Annotated in this window: 18 protein-coding genes; 2 read left to right on the forward strand and 16 right to left on the reverse strand. The window is 33.6% G+C overall.

Annotation, left to right across the window (positions count from 1 at the left end; genetic code table 11):
- Positions 1 to 103: 103 nt before the first annotated feature.
- A complete protein-coding gene (locus EG342_RS09630) occupies positions 104 to 1336 on the forward strand; it encodes a tyrosine-type recombinase/integrase (RefSeq protein ID WP_103291548.1) in 1233 nt (410 codons plus the stop codon).
- Between the two features lie 51 nt (positions 1337 to 1387).
- Here the strand turns inward: EG342_RS09630 and EG342_RS09635 are convergent, their stop codons facing one another.
- The gene (locus EG342_RS09635) at positions 1388 to 1714 is read right to left on the reverse strand and encodes a hypothetical protein (protein ID WP_103291545.1); all 327 of its coding nucleotides are present in this window, start codon (positions 1712 to 1714) and stop codon (positions 1388 to 1390) included.
- 214 nt (positions 1715 to 1928) lie between these two features.
- On the opposite strand from EG342_RS09635, the gene EG342_RS09640 reads away from it, so the two are divergent.
- Positions 1929 to 3806: an acyltransferase family protein gene (locus tag EG342_RS09640; protein ID WP_103291542.1), complete on the forward strand. Its 1878-nt coding sequence runs from the start codon at positions 1929 to 1931 to the stop codon at positions 3804 to 3806.
- 21 nt (positions 3807 to 3827) lie between these two features.
- Here the strand turns inward: EG342_RS09640 and EG342_RS09645 are convergent, their stop codons facing one another.
- The 15 genes from EG342_RS09645 to EG342_RS09715 form a co-directional block, all read right to left on the reverse strand.
- A complete protein-coding gene (locus EG342_RS09645) occupies positions 3828 to 4241 on the reverse strand; it encodes an N-acetylmuramoyl-L-alanine amidase (protein WP_103291539.1) in 414 nt (137 codons plus the stop codon).
- Positions 4238 to 4738, reverse strand: coding sequence for a hypothetical protein (locus tag EG342_RS09650; protein ID WP_103291537.1), 501 nt, complete (start codon positions 4736 to 4738; stop codon positions 4238 to 4240). Before EG342_RS09650 ends, EG342_RS09645 begins: the two co-directional genes overlap by 4 nt.
- Positions 4710 to 5210, reverse strand: coding sequence for a phage holin family protein (locus tag EG342_RS09655; RefSeq protein WP_103291534.1), 501 nt, complete (start codon positions 5208 to 5210; stop codon positions 4710 to 4712). Before EG342_RS09655 ends, EG342_RS09650 begins: the two co-directional genes overlap by 29 nt.
- Positions 5211 to 5239: 29 nt before the next feature.
- Entirely contained in the window at positions 5240 to 6397 is a 1158-nt protein-coding gene (locus tag EG342_RS09660; protein ID WP_103291532.1) for a glycoside hydrolase family 28 protein, read from the reverse strand.
- Between the two features lie 3 nt (positions 6398 to 6400).
- The gene (locus EG342_RS09665; protein ID WP_103291530.1) at positions 6401 to 7708 is read right to left on the reverse strand and encodes a hypothetical protein; all 1308 of its coding nucleotides are present in this window, start codon (positions 7706 to 7708) and stop codon (positions 6401 to 6403) included.
- Positions 7708 to 8412: a hypothetical protein gene (locus EG342_RS09670; RefSeq protein ID WP_103291527.1), complete on the reverse strand. Its 705-nt coding sequence runs from the start codon at positions 8410 to 8412 to the stop codon at positions 7708 to 7710. Before EG342_RS09670 ends, EG342_RS09665 begins: the two co-directional genes overlap by 1 nt.
- Entirely contained in the window at positions 8396 to 9757 is a 1362-nt protein-coding gene (locus EG342_RS09675) for a hypothetical protein (RefSeq protein WP_103291524.1), read from the reverse strand. The genes EG342_RS09670 and EG342_RS09675 overlap by 17 nt, the downstream gene beginning before the upstream one ends.
- Positions 9750 to 9977, reverse strand: coding sequence for a hypothetical protein (locus EG342_RS09680; RefSeq protein WP_103291521.1), 228 nt, complete (start codon positions 9975 to 9977; stop codon positions 9750 to 9752). Before EG342_RS09680 ends, EG342_RS09675 begins: the two co-directional genes overlap by 8 nt.
- A 55-nt stretch (positions 9978 to 10032) precedes the next feature.
- Entirely contained in the window at positions 10033 to 10602 is a 570-nt protein-coding gene (locus EG342_RS09685) for a hypothetical protein (RefSeq protein ID WP_103291519.1), read from the reverse strand.
- Positions 10603 to 10667: 65 nt separating this feature from the next.
- The gene (locus EG342_RS09690; RefSeq protein WP_123868061.1) at positions 10668 to 11681 is read right to left on the reverse strand and encodes a hypothetical protein; all 1014 of its coding nucleotides are present in this window, start codon (positions 11679 to 11681) and stop codon (positions 10668 to 10670) included.
- Between the two features lie 11 nt (positions 11682 to 11692).
- Complete coding sequence (locus EG342_RS09695; protein ID WP_103291513.1) at positions 11693 to 12082, reverse strand: hypothetical protein; 390 nt, start codon at positions 12080 to 12082, stop codon at positions 11693 to 11695.
- Between the two features lie 17 nt (positions 12083 to 12099).
- Positions 12100 to 13236, reverse strand: coding sequence for a Clp protease ClpP (locus EG342_RS09700; RefSeq protein WP_103291510.1), 1137 nt, complete (start codon positions 13234 to 13236; stop codon positions 12100 to 12102).
- Between the two features lie 94 nt (positions 13237 to 13330).
- Positions 13331 to 13564 (reverse strand): MarR family transcriptional regulator, encoded by a 234-nt coding sequence (locus EG342_RS09705; RefSeq protein WP_123868062.1) that lies wholly within the window; start codon positions 13562 to 13564, stop codon positions 13331 to 13333.
- The gene (locus EG342_RS09710) at positions 13527 to 14162 is read right to left on the reverse strand and encodes a hypothetical protein (RefSeq protein WP_123868063.1); all 636 of its coding nucleotides are present in this window, start codon (positions 14160 to 14162) and stop codon (positions 13527 to 13529) included. Before EG342_RS09710 ends, EG342_RS09705 begins: the two co-directional genes overlap by 38 nt.
- Positions 14159 to 19138 carry a phage tail tape measure protein gene (locus EG342_RS09715; RefSeq protein WP_103291504.1) on the reverse strand — a complete coding sequence of 1660 codons (4980 nt, stop codon included), beginning with the start codon at positions 19136 to 19138 and terminating at the stop codon, positions 14159 to 14161. The genes EG342_RS09710 and EG342_RS09715 overlap by 4 nt, the downstream gene beginning before the upstream one ends.
- Positions 19139 to 19162: the final 24 nt, after the last annotated feature.

Genomic DNA, 19162 nt, shown 5'->3' on the forward strand with positions numbered 1-19162 from the left:
TACATGGGAAGCCGTTGCCACATTAGGCTTCCTGTGTTTTATACAGCTTTAACATGAGTATAAAAAGTCTGAAAGGTAACTTTTCGGGTAACTTTTATACATCATGAAAAAAAATCTTTTAAACGGTTGTTCAAGAACCGGTGTTTTTATTAGTCCAGCGGGCTATAAAAAATTCACAAACAAATCAAAATTTCCTCGACAATGGAGAGTGAAGTGTATATTTCATGACCCTACACAAGTTGATAGATATCCAAATGGATTTCAATTTGTGAAGAAATTTTCAAGTGATGATCTTTCCTTCTTGAAAGAAGAAGCAGAACTTCAGAAAGACATCATGGAAGACATGTTAGATAATAGGAACTATAATCCTATTACTCATAAATACATGACTTCAAAACTTCTTAAGCTACATCCAAAATTACCAATGATTGAAGCGCTTAAAATAGCTCATAAAAACAAATCTATAAGATGGTCCATCGGCTATTCAAATGATGTTTTAAGGCTTATTAATGATATAGATGACATTCTTATTGAAGTTGGATTCATGAAACTATTAATAAGTGATGTGGAAACTTGGCACATTAAAACTATCCTTGATTATTTAAATTTAACTGATAGTGTTTTTAATCATTCACGGAGCCACTTGCAATCACTTTTTAAAGAACTTAAACAATATGGCTGTACAGGCAAAGAAAACCCGGTAAATGACGTTGAAAAAAGAGTAGAGGAGATAAAGATCAGGGAGGTGTTAACCAAACAGGATATGATCTGTGTCCATAAATATCTTCAAACAAAATGTTACACATTTTTCAGGTATGGGAAAATTTTCTTTTATGCTGCAGGCCGCTCAACTGAATTTATGCAAATACAAAAGAAACATGTTGATTTGAATAATCAAGAATATAAGGTTTTGATTAAAAAGGGAAAACAATATACCTGGGAAAAAAAGATAATTTTAAGGGCTGCCATTCCTTATTGGAAGGAAATCTTATCACTATGTCAAGATGAAGAGGATTATCTGTTTTCTGCAGGATTGGTTCCAGGAGAAAAACCAATAAACGCAAAACAAATTTCCAGACGATGGAAAAGACATGTAAAAGATTCAGATGACATAAAGGATGATGAAGGAAATATTTTGAAAGTAACAGCTGATTTTTATACTCACAAACATTTATTCCTTGACATACTTGATGAAATGAGCAATAATATACTTAAAGAGGTGGAAGCACCGGCAAAAAGAATGGCAAATCATGCCAAAGATGAGACAACAGGAATATATGCAACTGGTAGAATGAATAGGAAGAATAAAGATTTGAAGGAATTAATAATTTCTTAATTTAAAAGTGTTTTGTGAAATTTATTTTAATTCTAACCAAATTCCAACTATCTATTTCTTGCTGTTAATAATACTTTGAGCCCAGCCGATTCCGGGACGCTCGTCATCCTTGTGTCTTTTTGATTCAGGTTTGGGCTTAATTGAAGTGGGGAAAATTATGTAATCAAGCCACAACTTAGCGAGCTTAATCTCATTAATTTCTTGTGTTTCGATTTCAATTTTAAAATGCACAATAGATCTTACCACCACCACATGCCAATGAAGTAGTTTGAATCTATTGGGGGAAAGGAAAACATCTATCTCTGATTTTCTTTTGCCTTCTAAACGAATTCTCATTCTATCAGAATTGATACTAATAACTTCACCTTTAATTTCCATGCAGCAAAATTGATACAATTTCAAACATTGTAAAAATAAAAATTGATATAATTTGTAACAAATTTAATTTTTGTCCTTTTTATAATGAGTTGAAGCATTCTGTTCCCTAACATGTTGGAAATAAGTTAATTTTTCTATGGTTTTAAAATCATACAGAAATTAACCTAAATATGCTATATTTGCCAATACACATGATAAAAATTTATTAAAAGCCATGAAATTTAGAAACGACATTTCTTTCCTGCGTGCATTTTCTGTTTTATCTGTACTTTTTTATCATTTTGGCTATGGCTTTTTCAAGGGTGGATTTATAGGGGTTGATATTTTCTTTGTGATTTCCGGGTATTTAATGACTAGAATTATTTTATCAGGTTTTGATAATGATAATTTTAAACTACTGAATTTTTACAAAAAAAGGGTTGAGAGAATATTTCCAGCGATGTTATTAATGATCACAACGATCTGTATTGTTGTATACATTTTAGTTCCCACACAATTCATATACACTTTAAAAAATGCTTACAGCAGCTCGTTATTTTTTTCAAACATCTTTTATTATATTAACACTGGTTACTTTGATCAATTTTCAAAATTCAATTTCTTTTTACATACATGGTCACTTAGCTTAGAATGGCAATTTTACATGGTTTACCCATTATTACTAATGACCTTAAAGCCAATTTATCAATCTAAAAGAAATAGATTTAACGTGTTTTTCTTTGGATTGATAATAGTATCTTTTTTACTCATGTTATTTCACAATAAAACAGATAATTCATTTTCTTTTTTTCTTCCATACACAAGAGCCTGGGAGATGATGATCGGCGGATTAGCGTTTTTAATTAAAAATAACAAAGTAGATAAAAGTATAAGATCTAAAATTGTTTATTCTTGTATTGGTATTCTTTTATTTTTAGTTTATTTTATTGATCATGATAAATTTGCTTGGCCCTCTTATTTAACATTATTACCGGTTTTATTCACTACAGTAATTCTAATTTTTAATATAGAAACGCCTTTTTTTAATAATCGAATTGTTAAATTTTTTGGCGACATATCCTATTCATTGTACTTGTGGCACTGGCCATTTTATGTTTTACTAATTTTTTTTGACGTCAACGAACGAATTAAATACAATATTTTGTTTATGGTTATATCTGTAATCATTGCAACTATTTCATACTATTATATTGAAAAAAGAACATACAATGATAAATTAAAGTACATTTTGTCCTTTACATTTATTTTGTTTTGTATTAGTTTTATTGCTTCGAAAATACCATTACAGTATTTATTTAATGATAAATTATCTAAGTTGATTTATTATAACTCAAAATACAAAGACACTGATGATGTTAAGACACAATTCAGCATTAATAAACATCATATGAGTGACGAAATGAAATATGAAAGTTTTGATATACAATTGCCGGAAAATAATAAGAGAAACATCATTTTATTGGGAGATAGTCATGCTGGAGCTTTCTCTAAAACACTTAATTTAATATCGAAAGAACAAAACTTTAATTTAATACAGTTCACCGGAGATGCCACTTTTCCAATTAAAAATTCTAAGTCCATCTTCAAAAACCCCAAAAGACTTTTCAATTACTTTTATGATGAGTATTTTCCACGGAATCATAAAAATATTGACCTAATAATTGTCTCTTCTTTTTTTAGTGGTTATCCATTAGATCGTGATTCAAATAAAGAAATAAAGGAGATAGAAGAATATTTTAAAATGTATTTTGTACCAACTCTATATATTGGCCAAAGCAAAAGATTTTTTGTTGACTATCCTACAACATTAATCATGAGGGACCAATATGGTATAAACTATAAATATAATAAAGTACTAATAAATACTGATTTAAAAATAAATGCAGACCTTAAAAAGTACTTAGGGAATAAATACATCGACATTCTTAATTATCCGATTAAAGAATTAAATGTTGATTATACTCCATATATCTACGATTCAAATCATTTTACAAATTATGGAACTCTACAATATTATGATTTAATTAAAAAAAATATTGATTCCATTTTGCTTTACAATAAAAAATCCCGGAAACTCGTCCGGGACAGATAAAAAACATCTCATTTTTTTAAGTTAAACAATATTTTGATACTCTGCTTTAGCATCAAACGAAGGACAGGCTTTTTTGACTCCTTTGAAATCTCTGTGCCCTTGTATTTTTGCTGAAGGAAACTGTTTCTTTAGCTGTTTAAGCAGGATCAGAAGAGCTTCTTTTTGCGCTTCAGTTCTGGTATCTTTTGGATTCCCCTTAAAATCAATACCTCCTACATATGATATATTGATTATTTCAGAATTATGACCAGCAACACCATTTGAAACTTTATCAATAGGAAGTAGATTCACTACATTCCCGTTTGCTTCTATGATATAATGATAGCCGGGAGACTTCCATTTAAGTTCATTTCTCCAGTAATTTTGAATACTGGAAATTTTCGTATTTGGTTGTGTTGCTGTACAGTGAACAACCAAGTAATTTATATTTCTCATTTTCTAAAAATTATTCGTTTTGCTAATTCCCATAAAATAACACCGGATATAAGAGAAAAAATAACAATCCATACCATGGAGCCAAATGAAACTCCAGTTCTCTTGACATTAAGGTTTTTGGATGTCTTATCGGTTTTGAAGAAGGTTTTAGTTTGATACTTAATATCCTTTATGTATGTTGTGTGTATCTTATATACATGATGTATAATAGTTTCTTCTTTCTTTTCAGTAAACTCCAAATCTGCGGATCCGGAAAATACAAGATCACCATATCTCAATTCATAATTTTGGCCGGTTGATTTTATTTTCAATCCATTATTGATCAAAAAATTTCTAACATCAGCAACTGATGAGGTACTATTTGTTAGAGAGGTACTTTCATTTAAATTTGAATTGTTTTCAAATCTGGTATGATCTTCTGTTTTTGTTAAGTTTTTGGTCCTGGAACCGCACCCTAATACAAAAAGGCTAATCAGTGCTAGTATTGTTGCTCTCATCTTTTTTAACGGTATTAATTAGGTCAATAATCGAATCTTTATTTTTCAACAGATCAAAAAGACCTGAAGCAATCTCTCTATTTGACCGGTCTGTTTTTCGTCTTAATTTTTGATCTGCTTTTTCCCGGACAGACTTTGCCTCTGTTAATACTAATCCCGCAGCACAAAGGATGGAAAATAATGGTGCTACTTTAAGGATATAAGCAATGTTCAATGATATTGAGACGGGTAGAAATAGAGTGTCAAAAATCAAAGCAAAAAACATCATTGAGTAATAAAAAGCGAATTTCTGTATACTCCTTCTAAATCCCTCTGAAGAGGTATGTTCACCTATTGATTTTGACTTTTGGATTCCAAAATACAAATCAATCAATATTGCAATTAAAACGCAGATCCAGGCGCCACATACCATGAAAAGTTTTGCAATAATGATCTTATATGCCTGATCATCAAAACCTATAATCTCTATCATAATTTTATTTATATTGTTAATAAAGTCTTTTATACTGGATTCCCATTTAATTTTACATTATCATATGAGTAGGTGTATTGTCCATCAGATGATTGTGAAAGTTTTTCTAATATTGGCAAGTTTGTTCCAGTTGGCGTTACTCCTGTCATTGTTAAATCTTTAATAGAACATGACAATACTATTTTCGCACGATTAATCGGAAATGCAACTGATGAGGAAGGAACTGTAGTTGTAACACTTTCAACTGTAATATTTTCAATATTCCCTTTTCCTGGCTTATCTAAGCCATTCGGATTTTGCCAGTAATTATCTACTATTATTGAATAATTTTTTGTTATACCACTGATGTTTTTAATAATAATATTACTTATTTTACTCTGTCCGGAAAGCAATCTAATTCCAAATAAAGAATCATTGAAAACAATATTTTCAATGACAATATTTTCAACAGGTCCATTGGCTGAAACAGGAAAAAAACCTTTAGCTTCGGAGGTTGAAACATTAAGTAAATCATCCGCATTAATTCCAATTCCATCATCATAGCTTCGTATATTACCATCTTTTATTGAACAGTTTTTGCACCATCCATCCCAGTGAACGCCGTCCATATTTATTGCCGGATTAGTTCCAACATCCACAACAAAATCAGATATATGACCATTGACCACATTAATTGCATGCTGTGCGTATACTTTAGGAGTATACATTTTGTGATTTTTCAAAGTCAAATTCTCTACCCCGTACCACGAAAACAGATTAGCAAAACCGAACTGTGATGTTCCCTTAACCGTCTGGCCTGCTGAGTTACCATTCCAGATTCCGCCATCAATAACTATATTTCTATCAATTATAGAATTGTTATCTGAAAATCTCAACGTTCTATTACGCATCATTGGCTTGTTAACTGAATTTTTCAGTACAGCACCCTTACCGCTAATTGCTGTAATATTGGTATTGCTTTCAATTAGCAATGTATTAGATAATGAGACAGCTTTATCCCAAAGCAAATTCACGTATCCACCCAACAAAGCACTTTGAATAATGCTATATGCATCATCTCTGATTATCTGTGCTTCGAGAGTCAAAACACTTTCTTGAAAGCCCGGTGGAAGTATGTCACTTAAGGAGATATTTCGCATTACTTTTTTTGCGGCCTTTTTCTTTATCGTAATTATATAATTACTCATCTTTTAAAGAGCTTCTAATTTATAATCAATCATGAAATCATCAATTCCGACGAAAATCATTGAAAAGTAATTCCCTGTTCCAGAAACTGGAATGTCGCAAACAAATTGATTGTTTATCGTAAGATGAGCTGTGTTTCCATTAACTAATATCTCTACAGGGTATCCGCTGGGCGCAGAGGCGGGAATTGCTGTGGTAGTTCCTAAGCTGACACCTGAAGGATTTGCCGTTGTTTTTTGTTTTATTGTTGACGTGGGAAATGCCGGGCTGTTTCGCAAAATATCTATGTACTCTGCATAATCAGTAGCAGATGTACGATTAATTGCAAACTGGAACGATGTAGTAAAAGCCATTGTAATCGTGACTTTGTAATTAACAAGATTTCCTTTATTGATTGCTATAGAATCTGAAAGCCCGGTAGCCGTTGTTGTAGCCGTAAGCATGGTGCTTGATGTATTAATCTTAAATCTGCCTGTATTTCCTATAAAAGAGCTTCCACTTTCTGCAGCTATGTTTGTAAGTAATGTATTTGGAGATTTTCCTGAAAAATTGTAATATGAAACATAATCTGGAATTATTGGTTCCAAAGGAAATGTCTCAACAAAATATCTTACTTTATTGTATTCTTTCCAAAATGTGATCACATTTGTTTTGGTAGAGTCATATGTATCTGAGCCTTCTAGTGCTGAAAAATTGGAGCCAAATAAAACATCACCACCTGTCAATTTATACATAGAAACTTTTCCAAAAACACTATTTGGTCCTTCAGAAAAGGTTGCAGTACTTGATAATTGAGAATACTTTACAAAATTATCTTTCTCTAAATTCACAGTGTAAGTAAGAATTCTCAGCGAAAAATTAACATATCCTGTAATCTGTTTTCCTGCTTGTGCATTTTCATCATCATTTGGATCAAACTCATTAGCAACACCTAATTTTGGAAGTTTTGTTTCAACTTTCTTCCAAACCGAACCATCATAATATGCTTCATTAATTTCACTATCTATGGTAATTATTGTTATAGAGTTCCCGTTTTCATCAACGGCAGGAGTTAATTTATTGTATGTACCGACTTCTAATAGCCGATATAAACCAGTCGCATTTGGTGCTGTTGTATTAATTTTCAAGTATCCTTTATACATGCTTGAAAACATAGGAGGCAGTTGAGTGTAGGGGATCTGACCGTTTATCAAATCAGCCTTATCTTTATTAACTATGTCAAAAGCACCTGCAATTCTTTGTTTAGTATTACCTTCTTCAGCAACTTCATTTTTTATAAGGATGCTGATGTTAGTTAAATCTTGTGAACTCATTAGTCTTCGTATATATTAGTTATGAAATTCGTTTTTCTTATATGGGAAACTCCATCTACTCCCGTTAGTTCACCATCACATCCACATCCTCCACAATCTTTACAGTAAAGTGGAAAATTTTCTTTGTTCTGGCATATCCATAAGTGCATTCGTTCAATCAAAGGATCAATGCGATCCTGAATTGATGAGGCTTGTTTAAAGTTTATTTCTTTTACTCCTCCAGAGGCAGAAGATGCTCCATTACCACCAATTGCGTTTGGATTATTCATCTGTTGCCCTATTGAAGTATGCCTTAACCAACTTGGAACAATAGAAGTCATATCAACGCATTCTGCACTAAGTTTCCAAAGGAATCTTTCCCACAATTTTACATACCACAGATTATCAACAAACTCAATTGCATTGATGATCATTCCAATTTTCAGATCAGAATCTTTTATTGGATTCAGCCCATCAAGTTCAAAAGACGTGTTAATTTTCTGCAACAGATCTGCTTTATTCTCTTGGGTAACGGTTACATTTTTTTTTGAAATAAAATCTTCATAGAACTTATCACAAATTGCGTTGGCAATCCAACGTTCTTCAGCAACAATTATATTTTGCAAGATCTGCCTCTCAGCAATCTGTTGATCTGTTGCAGCATGAAAAATCACTTCATCTGGAGTGATAAGAACATTTCTTTTCAGATTATTGAGCCTGTACATCTTTTTTATTTTTTGCTGTTGAAATGAATTCAGATCCCTTTGCTTTATCTTCCATGATAGGTTTACCAAGAATTTCACGGCCTTCATCTTTTGTCAGACATGAATTAACATCAATTTCACCTATGAATGATGCTGGCGAAACCGTTTTGAAACCAAGTTCAAGATCGCTGAATTTTGTTCCCATCCAATCATCGTAAATTGCAAAAAAAGGCTGAATAAGATCCTGAATAATTAATTCTTGTATTGGCTCAATAACAGTTTTATTTTTTGTCTCAAAGACTGCAGATAGATAGGCAAAACCACCATTTCCAATTCCAGATGTTTTTTGTTGACCATAAAGAGCAGTATCCCAATTATTGGAATCAACAATTTTGCTTTCAACACTTTCATCTAAGTCAAGAAATGACCCATCTGTTTTTGCATCGAATTGCTGAAGAGCAGAATTTGTAATTCCTTTGCCACCTGTGACAACGGTCCAACGTCCTCTTTTTCCATCTCCAGTATGAGAATAAACGATGTCTTGTCCGATTTTTTTACCTTCATCCTGCGTTACATTTCCTTCTAAGAATATAACCCCTCCAACAACAAGATTGTTATCAATTATATCAAGATTATATCTTACATTTTTATATTCTAAAACTTGATAGGGTAGTGATGCAATATTGTCTGGCATTCCGTAATACTCATATCCAGGCAAATCATTCTTCACATGAATCACACAGTGTTCAGTACCTGATTCACTTTTATACCACTTTAGATCGTCCAGATCTCCACAATAAATTGGAAGTTCAACAGCTTTGTCTTCAACTAAAGTCCAGGCGGTTTTTCTCCTGAATTCTTTAGAAATAAAAACGGTTTCGCATATATCATCATCATTTGGGGTTGACAACCTACAGTCAAGATATGGACGGTTTACAATCCACATGAACTTTTTATTTCCGACTTCTCCCCGGATAATCTCCACAAAATTGTTACCAACAGTAAAATGATTATTGAAAACTGATTTTATCAGTTTATCAAAGTTTTGCCCTTTTTTATTGACACGTTTTTTGAACTTATCAAATTCTTTGTTTTCGGATCCATCTTTAATGAATGAACCTTTTCCAATACAAAAGTTAGTTTTTGAGTTTACGCATGAATTATTAGTTGGGGAAAGAAGTTTTGCCTCCAAAAGCAATTGAAAAAAATTGTCTTTCGGCTCTAAGAACGGAAGATATCTCTTGACTCTTCTTGTAAGATGAAATGCAGTTGATTCCCCTGAAGGTTCAAAGGGAATTGGATTTTTAGCATCAATTGTGGCAACATTTGATACTACTGTATTTTTATTTTTTACAGAATTATTCATTCTTATCACCTTCTTTTTCTTCTTTCATGAATTTTTGAGTCTTAAATTTCTTAACATCCTCGGCTGTTGGTGTTTTATTAAAAAGAATCAAAAGTGAAGGATCTTGACTATTAACAGCAATTTCCGCTAAAACTGCAAAATCATCTCTTTCCCCAAGGGGAGCAGCCGACCCATTAAAGCCGACTACTTTATTTTTATATTTTGGTCTTATTGTAAACATTATTCAAAGGTTTTATCAAAAGTTCGGTCAAAGATTTTTTTATGAGAATCACCTCCTATTGAAAAGCCTCAATTACAGAAATGTCGCCTGAGAATTCGTTTGCCATTCTTCCATATTCAGCTTTGAACATGACTTTAGCCCCATTGAAGTCTTCCATCTTTCGACCTGAACCACCTTCTGTTCCATTCATGACGACTTCGAAGTACGGAATCGTTTTTTCGTTGACATAGCGTTCACCAATAACAAATATTTTTCCAGAATATAATCTGATAACCATTCCAAGCCCACAGCAACATCCGGCAGCATCTAGGCTTGATAAATAGTTTGTTAATTCCTGGGATAGATTAGGAAGCTGGGCATCAAGATCATATTCATATTTTACTGAACATCCATTCAAGGTGTGTTTGAATTTAAATTCTGCTTCTTTTCTTTGAAATTTCAAAAGATGCATTTTTGCACCTCCCACAACTGTTGCCCCCTCTCTTAAGGCAAGGGCTGTATAGCTTTTTGTTGTTTCGTCCTGTGTCCAATTGAAGTCTGAAGGATCAAAGATAAAAAGATCTGAAACACCTCCTGTTGTGGCAGTACAAGGCACAGTATATGATTTAAGTGTTACACAAAGCATGTTAATTAATTTTAAATGTTAAAAACAGATATTGTATTAAAAACAATATCTGTATATAATTTTTTTTAGGCAATATTAGTCATACCAATTACAGAGTGTTCTGGATAAGCGATACCGGTGCCAGCTCTCATAAAGTTTGCATACTTCCATGTAAGTTCATCAGTAGAGTACCAAACCAATAGAGCTTTCACACCTGCTGGTGTGGCTTCACCATATGAATTATCAGTAGCAAAAACGAAGTTTCCTCTAATTGTAAGAACACATGCGTGAGCTGCAACACCATTGTTAAGAGCAAACATGATTGGATCCCAAGTAGTTTCAACCAAAACATCAATATTCTTATATTTTAGTTTCTTAAATCCATTTTGGTACAACATGATGTTATTTGAACCTCCTGTAAGGGTTAAGAACTCTTCATATGCATCAAAAATAGATTGAGATACATAAAAAGCTTTCATATTATCAGGCAGGTGTTTTAAAAATATATCTTGATTTTTGTAAGCCCAATGAAGATATTCTTTTCCATCTGTCGGAGTCAAATCTCCACTATTGAATGCAGTTGTTTGATTAGGCTTAATTGTTCCGTCACTGATAAATTTTGCATAATGTTTGAAAATTCCATCAAACACATTCCAACTCCAAATTCCATTCCCATCATTTGCTCTGTCAATGTCTCCAAAATACGCATTGGAAGTGATATCTACCTTGATTGCTTTTAGGAAGAAGTCCATGATATAATCCCTGAATTTAGGATCTTTGTTTCTGAAATCTTCCAGGCAGCCTTTATAGAATTCATTTTCACAATGTTTGGTTGCTCCATAGATTTCATCTGTTTCAATTTGTCTGATGGAAGCTTTCCCAACTGGTGAGAAAATAATATTACATGAAGCATCCCTTCTTTTCAGAATGTTTTGATTACCCATAATCTCAACAATCTTTCTTTTACTGGAAACATCATCCATTACTGTGAACTCATTTAGAGTTCCATTAAAAGAACCATCCGGGAGTAAATCTGCAAAATGTGGTTTCACCAACATTTCATAATAACTCTTTGGTCCTACTAAAAATCTTTCGTTCATAGCTTAATTTTTTAGTCTCTTACTCCTTGATTATTTTTGTTTCCAAGCTGACCAGAAAGGGCAACACTGCCAATACTGTAAATACCTAAATCGGCTTTACATCCTTTGGTGCTGATCACAGTTCCCAGAATGTCAATACTTGATAAATTCAAACTTGAAATGTCTAACACAGCATTTCCTGCATCTGCAGTAATTTGCCCGTGTTTTTCTTTTCCGTTTTTGTCGTAAACATGAATGTTTGCAACATTTAGATCATCACCTGCGCCAAATGTGGAAGCATCGGTGACCGTAGCTGTTTTGGCTGTTGCATCAACTACATAGTTGAGTTTTGCAACAAAACCGGTGCATTCGCAGCCCTCACAAAGGCCATTTTGTAGCACATCTTTTTCTAAGCCAGTCATATTATTGTTTGTTATTATTATTCAGAGAATCCAACATCATCTGCATCAAACTTGGATTCAGAATTTCCACCATTATTTTTCGGCTTCGCCTGTCCCATATTCTTAGCAACTGTTTCTTCAATTTTTGTAACTCTGTTTTCAAAACCTTTGAAGTCTTCAGAATCTTTGAAGTTTTCAGGTTTAACATTTTCTTTCACAACATTTGTAATCTGTGCAATCATGTTTTCCGGAAATCCATTTTTGAAGAAATTTGTAAGTGCTGTACTTACTTGTTCATCAGTAGGGACTTTTGGTTCCATGTCAAAATCTTTCAAAGCATTGTTTAAAGCTGAAGTAAGGTTTTCAACTGTTAAAGGGTCCGTTTTATCACCTTTGTCATTTGGGACCAAATTCAGTGCTTTAAATGCATTTACAATAGCATCTGTTAATTTGTTCATATTTAAATTTTGAATTAATTTTTCAGGATCTTCCACTGTTGGTGGAGTAGTGGCAAGAGAGTTAAATACATTTAATGCATTTTGATTTTTAAAATTCCAATCTGTCTTGTTAATAGGTTTAAATTCCTCTTTTTGGTCAGTTGTCGAACTAACAAAGCCGTTTTCAACTGCCTGTGTTCCGGTAAACCATGTTTCAGCATTCATCCATTCTTCAACCTGTTCTTTGGACTTTCCTGTTAGATTCACATAAAAATCCCTGATACTGTTATTGAAGTTTCTCAAGTTTTTAGCTTGTTTTTCCACCTCATTAACGTCTCCCCAGGCAAATCCGGAAACATTGTGTATCATGTACCAAGAATTAGGGGAAATTTTAGAGTTTTTTGCAGCCGATAGGGGATAGGTAGCAGCCGAACAGATCATTCCCATTCCAATAGTTTCAACAGCATATCCATCATTTTCAAGCTGCTGAATGAAATCATGCATTGCCATAGCATCCCCAATCTGTCCACCAAATGAATTGATTGTGATTCTGATGTTTTTTAAACCAGAATCAAGAATTTCTGAACGGAAGGACTTGAATGAAACTGAAGTCTGATCATTAAACCAATCTTGCAGGATCTCCTGGGTTTCGGCATCCACAATAGTTCCATCAATGAAGACATCAAGTCTTTCACCATTATTGGAAACTTTATAATTAAAAATTGGAATCTTTTTCATGCCTTAATTTATCAGTAACAAAGATATTTTGAAAGATTTAAATATTGTTTTAAAAACAATAAAACCGTGCGAAATTCAGGCACGGTTTTTAATTTTACACTAAGCACCTTTCACAAATATTCCTTACGGTTGATTTTGGAACTTTAAGTTTTTGAGATATCTGACCAAAGGTAAGGCCTTTTTTACGTTCTATGCAGGCTTTTAATTGAACCTGATTGACTCCTGCATACATACAGAATTTATCAAAATCAGCAATTGCCATTTCTAGAGCAATATTTTTATAATCAGCACTAAGAGATGATTTGGGATTTGTCGTTGTTTCTTGCATTAATATTTTGTGTATTTGTTATTATTTTGGCACTGTCATTTAAAACTGCATTCACGTAAGATTCCGGCTGTAAATTAGATGTTGTGTAAGAGTTTCCCCATCCATTGAACATGAATGTACTTTTATCATTGCCATTTAAAGTTGTTTGAGAAGTATCTCTGGCAGTTAAGTAAGCGTAGGCCCATGAATTAGCTGTAACACTGATAACGGATCTTCTGTTTGATTCTATCTCAACCATAGAAGTATTATTCAAGGTAATATATGCTCTTGCAGCATAAGTTATAACCCTGCAACGGGAAGAATTATTTTGTGTCAAGTTTAATGTACCATTTTCCAACAAGATAATATCTGTGTTCATATCTGACAAAGTTACCTCCCGGTTATAAAATCCTTCAGATTCCAAATCATCTACTGGGAAATATTGGATTAAATCCCGGAAACCATTATTAAATATCCATCGATAGTTTCCTTCAGACTTGACTATTCTTAGAATATCAATGTATGACTGTGCTTTTACAAAAAGAAAGAAAAGTTTGTTAATTTCAATCTTCCTTTGGCTATCTATAATCAAATATTTTAATTCTTCAAATGTCATCATAATGTTGCGATTTCAGATTGTTTTTTTGATTCATTTTGCGAGTTCGTAATATCTCTTTGGACAACATATGTTTTTCTCATAGATTCCTTTTTTTGAATAGCTGCCAATTCTTCGATACTTTGTTCAATTCTATCAAGTCGGTCAAGGTTGCCAGTGTTTCCGAATGTACTACTTGCTTTTTCATAATAGCTTCTAAATATGGGGGGCTGTAGATTACTTCCCAGATACGTTCCTCCTTTCATGAATTTCTTCATTGTTGCTCCACCATCCCAATCTACTCCCCCACCAATGGAGTTGATTTTACTTGCAATTTGGGAGGGCGTTCCGGTGACTGTATATGTACTTTGGTCCTTCATGGAATTTTTGTTGATGATAGCTTCATCTTTTTCAATAAAAGCTTCTACCTCATTTGTTTTTGGATTAATGATGGGCATTCCGTTATTTTCAGAATGGTAAGAACCATTGTCCAAGCGTCCACCTGTACCAAATCTTTTTTTAAACTGTCCACCAAAACCATATTGAACTTTGTCTATATTAGCCATAGTGGAAGCAAATCTGACTGTGGCTAGTGTTGATAGAATTGCACCGAATATTGGCCCTGCGATTGGCCCTAATTGCATTACAGTACTCCAAATGTTACCAAGTTCTACTAAAAAGGCAATTCGAGCTTCAGCTTTCTTAGTTTTTTTCAACTTCTCTCCGGCTTCCTTATCTGCTTTTTTCTTTTTCTCATTGGCTTGTCGTTCAATGCTTTCTCTTTCAGATGATGATTGAGCAAATCTTTGAAGTTGCTGGGTTTCAATGTCAATACGTTCATATGCTAATTGTTTACTCTGTTCAATTCTGGCACGTTCTGCGTCAAAATAATCATTCATAGCCTGTTGCGCTATATTAAATGATTCAGCAATGACAAGTCCTGCCTGTTCAGAATAATCCTTATCACCAATCATAAATTTTCCATCCTTGCCAGAGATAGATTTTGTAAGAGATGAGGCTAGTCCTGAAACACCACTTCCAGGAATCCCAGAAGAGACTGTTGATTTTGAATCTTTATAATTTTGTTCCGCTTCAGCCTTTTGTCCCTCTAATTTTTGCCTTTCTTTTAGCAGCTTATTGAACTCTCTCATCTCATCATTATTCAGTTCACGCTTTTGCATTTCAAGTTCTAAAAGCCTTATTTTGGCAATGACACTTCCTAATTCCGCATTAGTATTTTGTAATTCCAATCGTGCAGAAATTTTTTGAAGTTCAATTTTTTTCTGTGCATTACTAAGCTCTTTGCTTTGTAAAACTAGTTTTCTGTCAGAAGCTGATAACATTTCGTTTGAGTTGGCCAAATCTTCTGTTGTTTCATCCACTACTTTAAAAGAAACTCTTGTAGCTTTTATACGGTATTCACGATTATTTTTATTCTCAGCATCTAATTTTTCTTTGACAGCTCGAAATAAACTATTTGTTTCTTCTATGGAACCTTTAGAATATTGAGATTGTAAATCCAGTAGTTTCTGATTATAACTAATCTGCATACTTGTACTTTCTTCATAATATGATTTTTCAGCATCTAATTTTTCTTGTTCATTAGAATAAGGGGAATTAATAACAAGGTCTCTTTTCTTCACTATTGCATCCTCTTCATTTTTCAATTCATCATCAAATCTTTTTTTGGTAATGTTATACAACTTTTCATTAGTTTCCTTTGTAGCCTTTATTTTGTCCAATTGAGCTTGTGATTCCTGCTTTCTTTCTTCTGCATTTCCTTTCTTCAAATACGCAATCTTAGCATCATAGTATTTATTGTTACTTGCTAGACTTTTTTTAAGATAATCATCTTCCTGAATAGATCCCTGCATAAAAGACTTTTCCAAGACTGATAATTCATTATTTTTATTAGCTTCAAGATCTCTAATATAATCTTTCTGTGTTCCCGTTAATCTCGACCCTTTGTCTGAAGCTTTTTTTTCGGTTTTGGTAAGGGAATCAAGATAGGCTTGCTTTTGTTTAATTTGTTTGTCAAGTTCATTATACCTTTTAGATCCGATTTCAGCTGCATCAAATTCAGCTGTTAAAGCTTGTATTTCTTCTCTTAAAGCAGCTAATGTTCTTGATGGAACACTACTACCTTTATTTTCAGTGAATCCATTAGTTGTCCCCTTGGCAACATTTTGCACTTGCTCTTTTGTTAAAGTATTTATTTGCTTTTGAAGATCAATCCTCTCCTTTAGATTATTATTATAAACATCTTCAGCATCACCAGGGCCAATTCCAATCATTCCACCAACACCACGAGCGAATTCACCCCAAGATCGGCTGTCAAAAACCTTGTTTTTATATTTATCTGCTTCAAGTTTTGCATTGGCATCATCAGTTGCCTTCATCTCAAGCTCAACCAATTTTTTTTGCTTTTCCTGAACAAGTGATTCAACAGCTTTTGCCCTGGCAACTTCAAGAATCTTTTTCCGGTAGGCCTCAAGAATTTTTGTTCCTTCAGCTGTTTTAACATTTTCGAGAGTAAGAGCATTTAAATATTGAGGATTAATATTAATTAGCTCTTGAAGTGCAATTTTTTTTGTGCTTAATGCAATAGTATTATCCTTTAAAATACGGGTTAAGATCTCAATTTTGGCTATGGTATCAACTGTTGCGTCAGTAACTTTTTTGGTTAATTCAGAATTCAACTTCATGTCCATTGCAGATTGTTTCATTGCATTTCCTTGTTTCTTCATACTTTCAGCACTGGATTCTGTTCTTGCACTTAGTAAAGCAATTGCACCTCCTAATGCAATTATACCCCCTAGAATCCAACCAATGGGCGTGGTAGCCATAGCAATGTTAAGGGATATCCATGCGGCTCTTAATCCTGGAATTACGCTATAAAATAGAACTACTGTTGCATTTAATACTCTCCATGCTGCATTGGCTGCAAGTAAAGCTAAAGTCTGAGCTCTGATAAGAATATTGGAAGCAGTGATTAAGGCATTTCCAATAACAGTTCTGGCAGCATAAACAATTGTTTGTGAAATTGAAACTGCTAAGGCTTCAATGTTTTTCCAATAAGCTAAAGTTAAAAGAGTTATTAAAGTAATCCATCCAGTCAAAGGAATAGCCCCAATTGCGCCTGTAATTGCAGTAATTAAGACAATGGCACCTCGTAAAAAAGCTTGTAGATTTTTATTATTACCCATATCGGTAAAACTCTTTTTAAGTTTGTCCATCCCAGCAGCGAGGTTTTGATTTTTTTTATCAAAAGCATCTGTAATATTGGAAGTATCCTTGTATGCATCACCTGCACTTTTAATACTTTTTCTGAATGTTTCTGAGTTCTTTCCAAGTACACCTAATGCTGTGACAATCCCAGCTCCACCTTTTTTAGCAAGTTCAGAATCTCCAAGAGATTGAATCAATTCTTCAATTCCAGCCTTATCTTTAGTAATTCCTTCTGCAACACGAATAAGTGCTTCAGCTGGATTAGTATTTATTAAGTCAGAAAATTCTTTCTTTGTCATTTTTGCAAACTTTGCAAACTTCTCTGTATCACTTGCTAGTTTTGGAATGATTCGAACCAATGCAGTAGAAGATGTTTCCGCAGATTGTCCATATTGCTCAAATCCGGAGGCTAGACCAAGAACCGCTGGCAATGTTATTTCTGATATTCCCTTTAAACCGGCCATCCTTTTTGCAAAATCATTCAGAAATGGAACAGAAGCAACAGATTCATTTGCGAGCGTACGCACAGCATTACCAGTTCTTAACATTTGCTGCTCAGTAACTCTTCCATTTTCAAAAACGTTGATGAGTTTCACCAAACTTTCGGTACCGGTTTCAACATCACCGAAATCTTTACCAAAAGCTGTTTTTATCTTATCAATACCGGAAACAACGCCTGCAAGATCATTTTCATCAACTCCTGCTTTGATAGCAATATTTCCAATGTTAACTAATTCTTTTAGATTTGTTCTGGTGTCGAGTTGTGCTAGTTTATCAACAAGACTTTGAGCGCCACCAGCAGCCTTTTGAAGCTCTACCTCCATTGAAGTAACACTATCACTTAGCTCATAAGTATTTTGAACCAATTCTTGAGTTTTGGCAATTGCAGTATTAAAAGAAAGATATCCAACTAAAAAGCCAGTGATTTCCCCTTTAAGGTTCTTAAAATAATTTTTAAGGTTATTCGTCACCTGCGCCCCAATAGTCCCTGTATTCCTTAAATCTGTTTGAATTCGATTGATTGCGCTTGAAAATTGGGAAGCTGCATTTCTGTTTTCAATAATTTCTCTCTGAATAGCTTCAAGGTCTCCAGTTCCATTTGTCTTAACTGCATCAAGTTTATTTTTCAATACGGACAATTCGGCATCAAGGTCCCTAACTCTATTTTTAGCCTCATTAAGTTGGGTGGCAATAACATTACCAAGACCGGACTTAACCAATGATTCAAGAGTATTTTTATTTAAACCTTGCAACATTTGATTTCCGGGATAATTACCAACATTTCTTTGAAACTGGCCAAGGCGTGATTCAATCTGCTTCACTTTACTATCTAATGCGGTAACTTCAGCCTGTGCAGTTTTGAATTCTGAAGAATCGATTCCAAATTTTACCCCTAAATTTTTAGCATTAGTTCTGGCTTCATTTAATTGTTTAAGAAGTAGTTTCCATTCGCTCGTGCTATTACGGGTTTCTTCACGAGATCTTTTTTGTTCTGCAGTTTGTTGTTTGTTGGCATTATTGAGTGCTAAAGTCTCGTTTTTAAGACGGATGGTCTCCTGTCTCAGGCGTTCGGTTTCCAGTTTTGCCTGATTCATTTCTTCCTTATACTTTGTAGCATCTCCAGAAGAAAGGCCACCTTGAGAAATCAAATCCTTAAGCTGCTTCCATCTTTTTCTCGCATCATCAAATTCTTTATTGACCTTTTTCATGTCTGCAAGAACAACACCTTGCCCTTGAAGTTTTACTTCATATATTTTGGTAATATTAGCCATATTTATTGTTTTAAAGACAATATT

The sequence above is a fragment of the Chryseobacterium lactis genome (assembly GCF_003815875.1).
Taxonomy (GTDB): domain Bacteria; phylum Bacteroidota; class Bacteroidia; order Flavobacteriales; family Weeksellaceae; genus Chryseobacterium; species Chryseobacterium lactis.

Bases quoted from the DNA above. Each gene is read 5' to 3' on its own strand.
- EG342_RS09655 (WP_103291534.1), bottom strand. From the start codon at position 5,210: ATGATAGAGATTATAGGTTTTGATGATCAGGCATATAAGATCATTATT.
- EG342_RS09705 (WP_123868062.1), bottom strand. From the start codon at position 13,564: ATGCAAGAAACAACGACAAATCCCAAATCATCTCTTAGTGCTGATTAT.
- EG342_RS09630 (WP_103291548.1), top strand. From the start codon at position 104: ATGAAAAAAAATCTTTTAAACGGTTGTTCAAGAACCGGTGTTTTTATT.
- EG342_RS09650 (WP_103291537.1), bottom strand. From the start codon at position 4,738: ATGAGAGCAACAATACTAGCACTGATTAGCCTTTTTGTATTAGGGTGC.
- EG342_RS09665 (WP_103291530.1), bottom strand. From the start codon at position 7,708: ATGAGTTCACAAGATTTAACTAACATCAGCATCCTTATAAAAAATGAA.
- EG342_RS09715 (WP_103291504.1), bottom strand. From the start codon at position 19,138: ATGGCTAATATTACCAAAATATATGAAGTAAAACTTCAAGGGCAAGGT.
- EG342_RS09690 (WP_123868061.1), bottom strand. From the start codon at position 11,681: ATGAACGAAAGATTTTTAGTAGGACCAAAGAGTTATTATGAAATGTTG.
- EG342_RS09710 (WP_123868063.1), bottom strand. From the start codon at position 14,162: ATGATGACATTTGAAGAATTAAAATATTTGATTATAGATAGCCAAAGG.
- EG342_RS09700 (WP_103291510.1), bottom strand. From the start codon at position 13,236: ATGAAAAAGATTCCAATTTTTAATTATAAAGTTTCCAATAATGGTGAA.
- EG342_RS09645 (WP_103291539.1), bottom strand. From the start codon at position 4,241: ATGAGAAATATAAATTACTTGGTTGTTCACTGTACAGCAACACAACCA.
- EG342_RS09640 (WP_103291542.1), top strand. From the start codon at position 1,929: ATGAAATTTAGAAACGACATTTCTTTCCTGCGTGCATTTTCTGTTTTA.
- EG342_RS09635 (WP_103291545.1), bottom strand. From the start codon at position 1,714: ATGGAAATTAAAGGTGAAGTTATTAGTATCAATTCTGATAGAATGAGA.
- EG342_RS09660 (WP_103291532.1), bottom strand. From the start codon at position 6,397: ATGAGTAATTATATAATTACGATAAAGAAAAAGGCCGCAAAAAAAGTA.
- EG342_RS09680 (WP_103291521.1), bottom strand. From the start codon at position 9,977: ATGTTTACAATAAGACCAAAATATAAAAATAAAGTAGTCGGCTTTAAT.
- EG342_RS09670 (WP_103291527.1), bottom strand. From the start codon at position 8,412: ATGTACAGGCTCAATAATCTGAAAAGAAATGTTCTTATCACTCCAGAT.
- EG342_RS09695 (WP_103291513.1), bottom strand. From the start codon at position 12,082: ATGACTGGCTTAGAAAAAGATGTGCTACAAAATGGCCTTTGTGAGGGC.
- EG342_RS09675 (WP_103291524.1), bottom strand. From the start codon at position 9,757: ATGAATAATTCTGTAAAAAATAAAAATACAGTAGTATCAAATGTTGCC.
- EG342_RS09685 (WP_103291519.1), bottom strand. From the start codon at position 10,602: ATGCTTTGTGTAACACTTAAATCATATACTGTGCCTTGTACTGCCACA.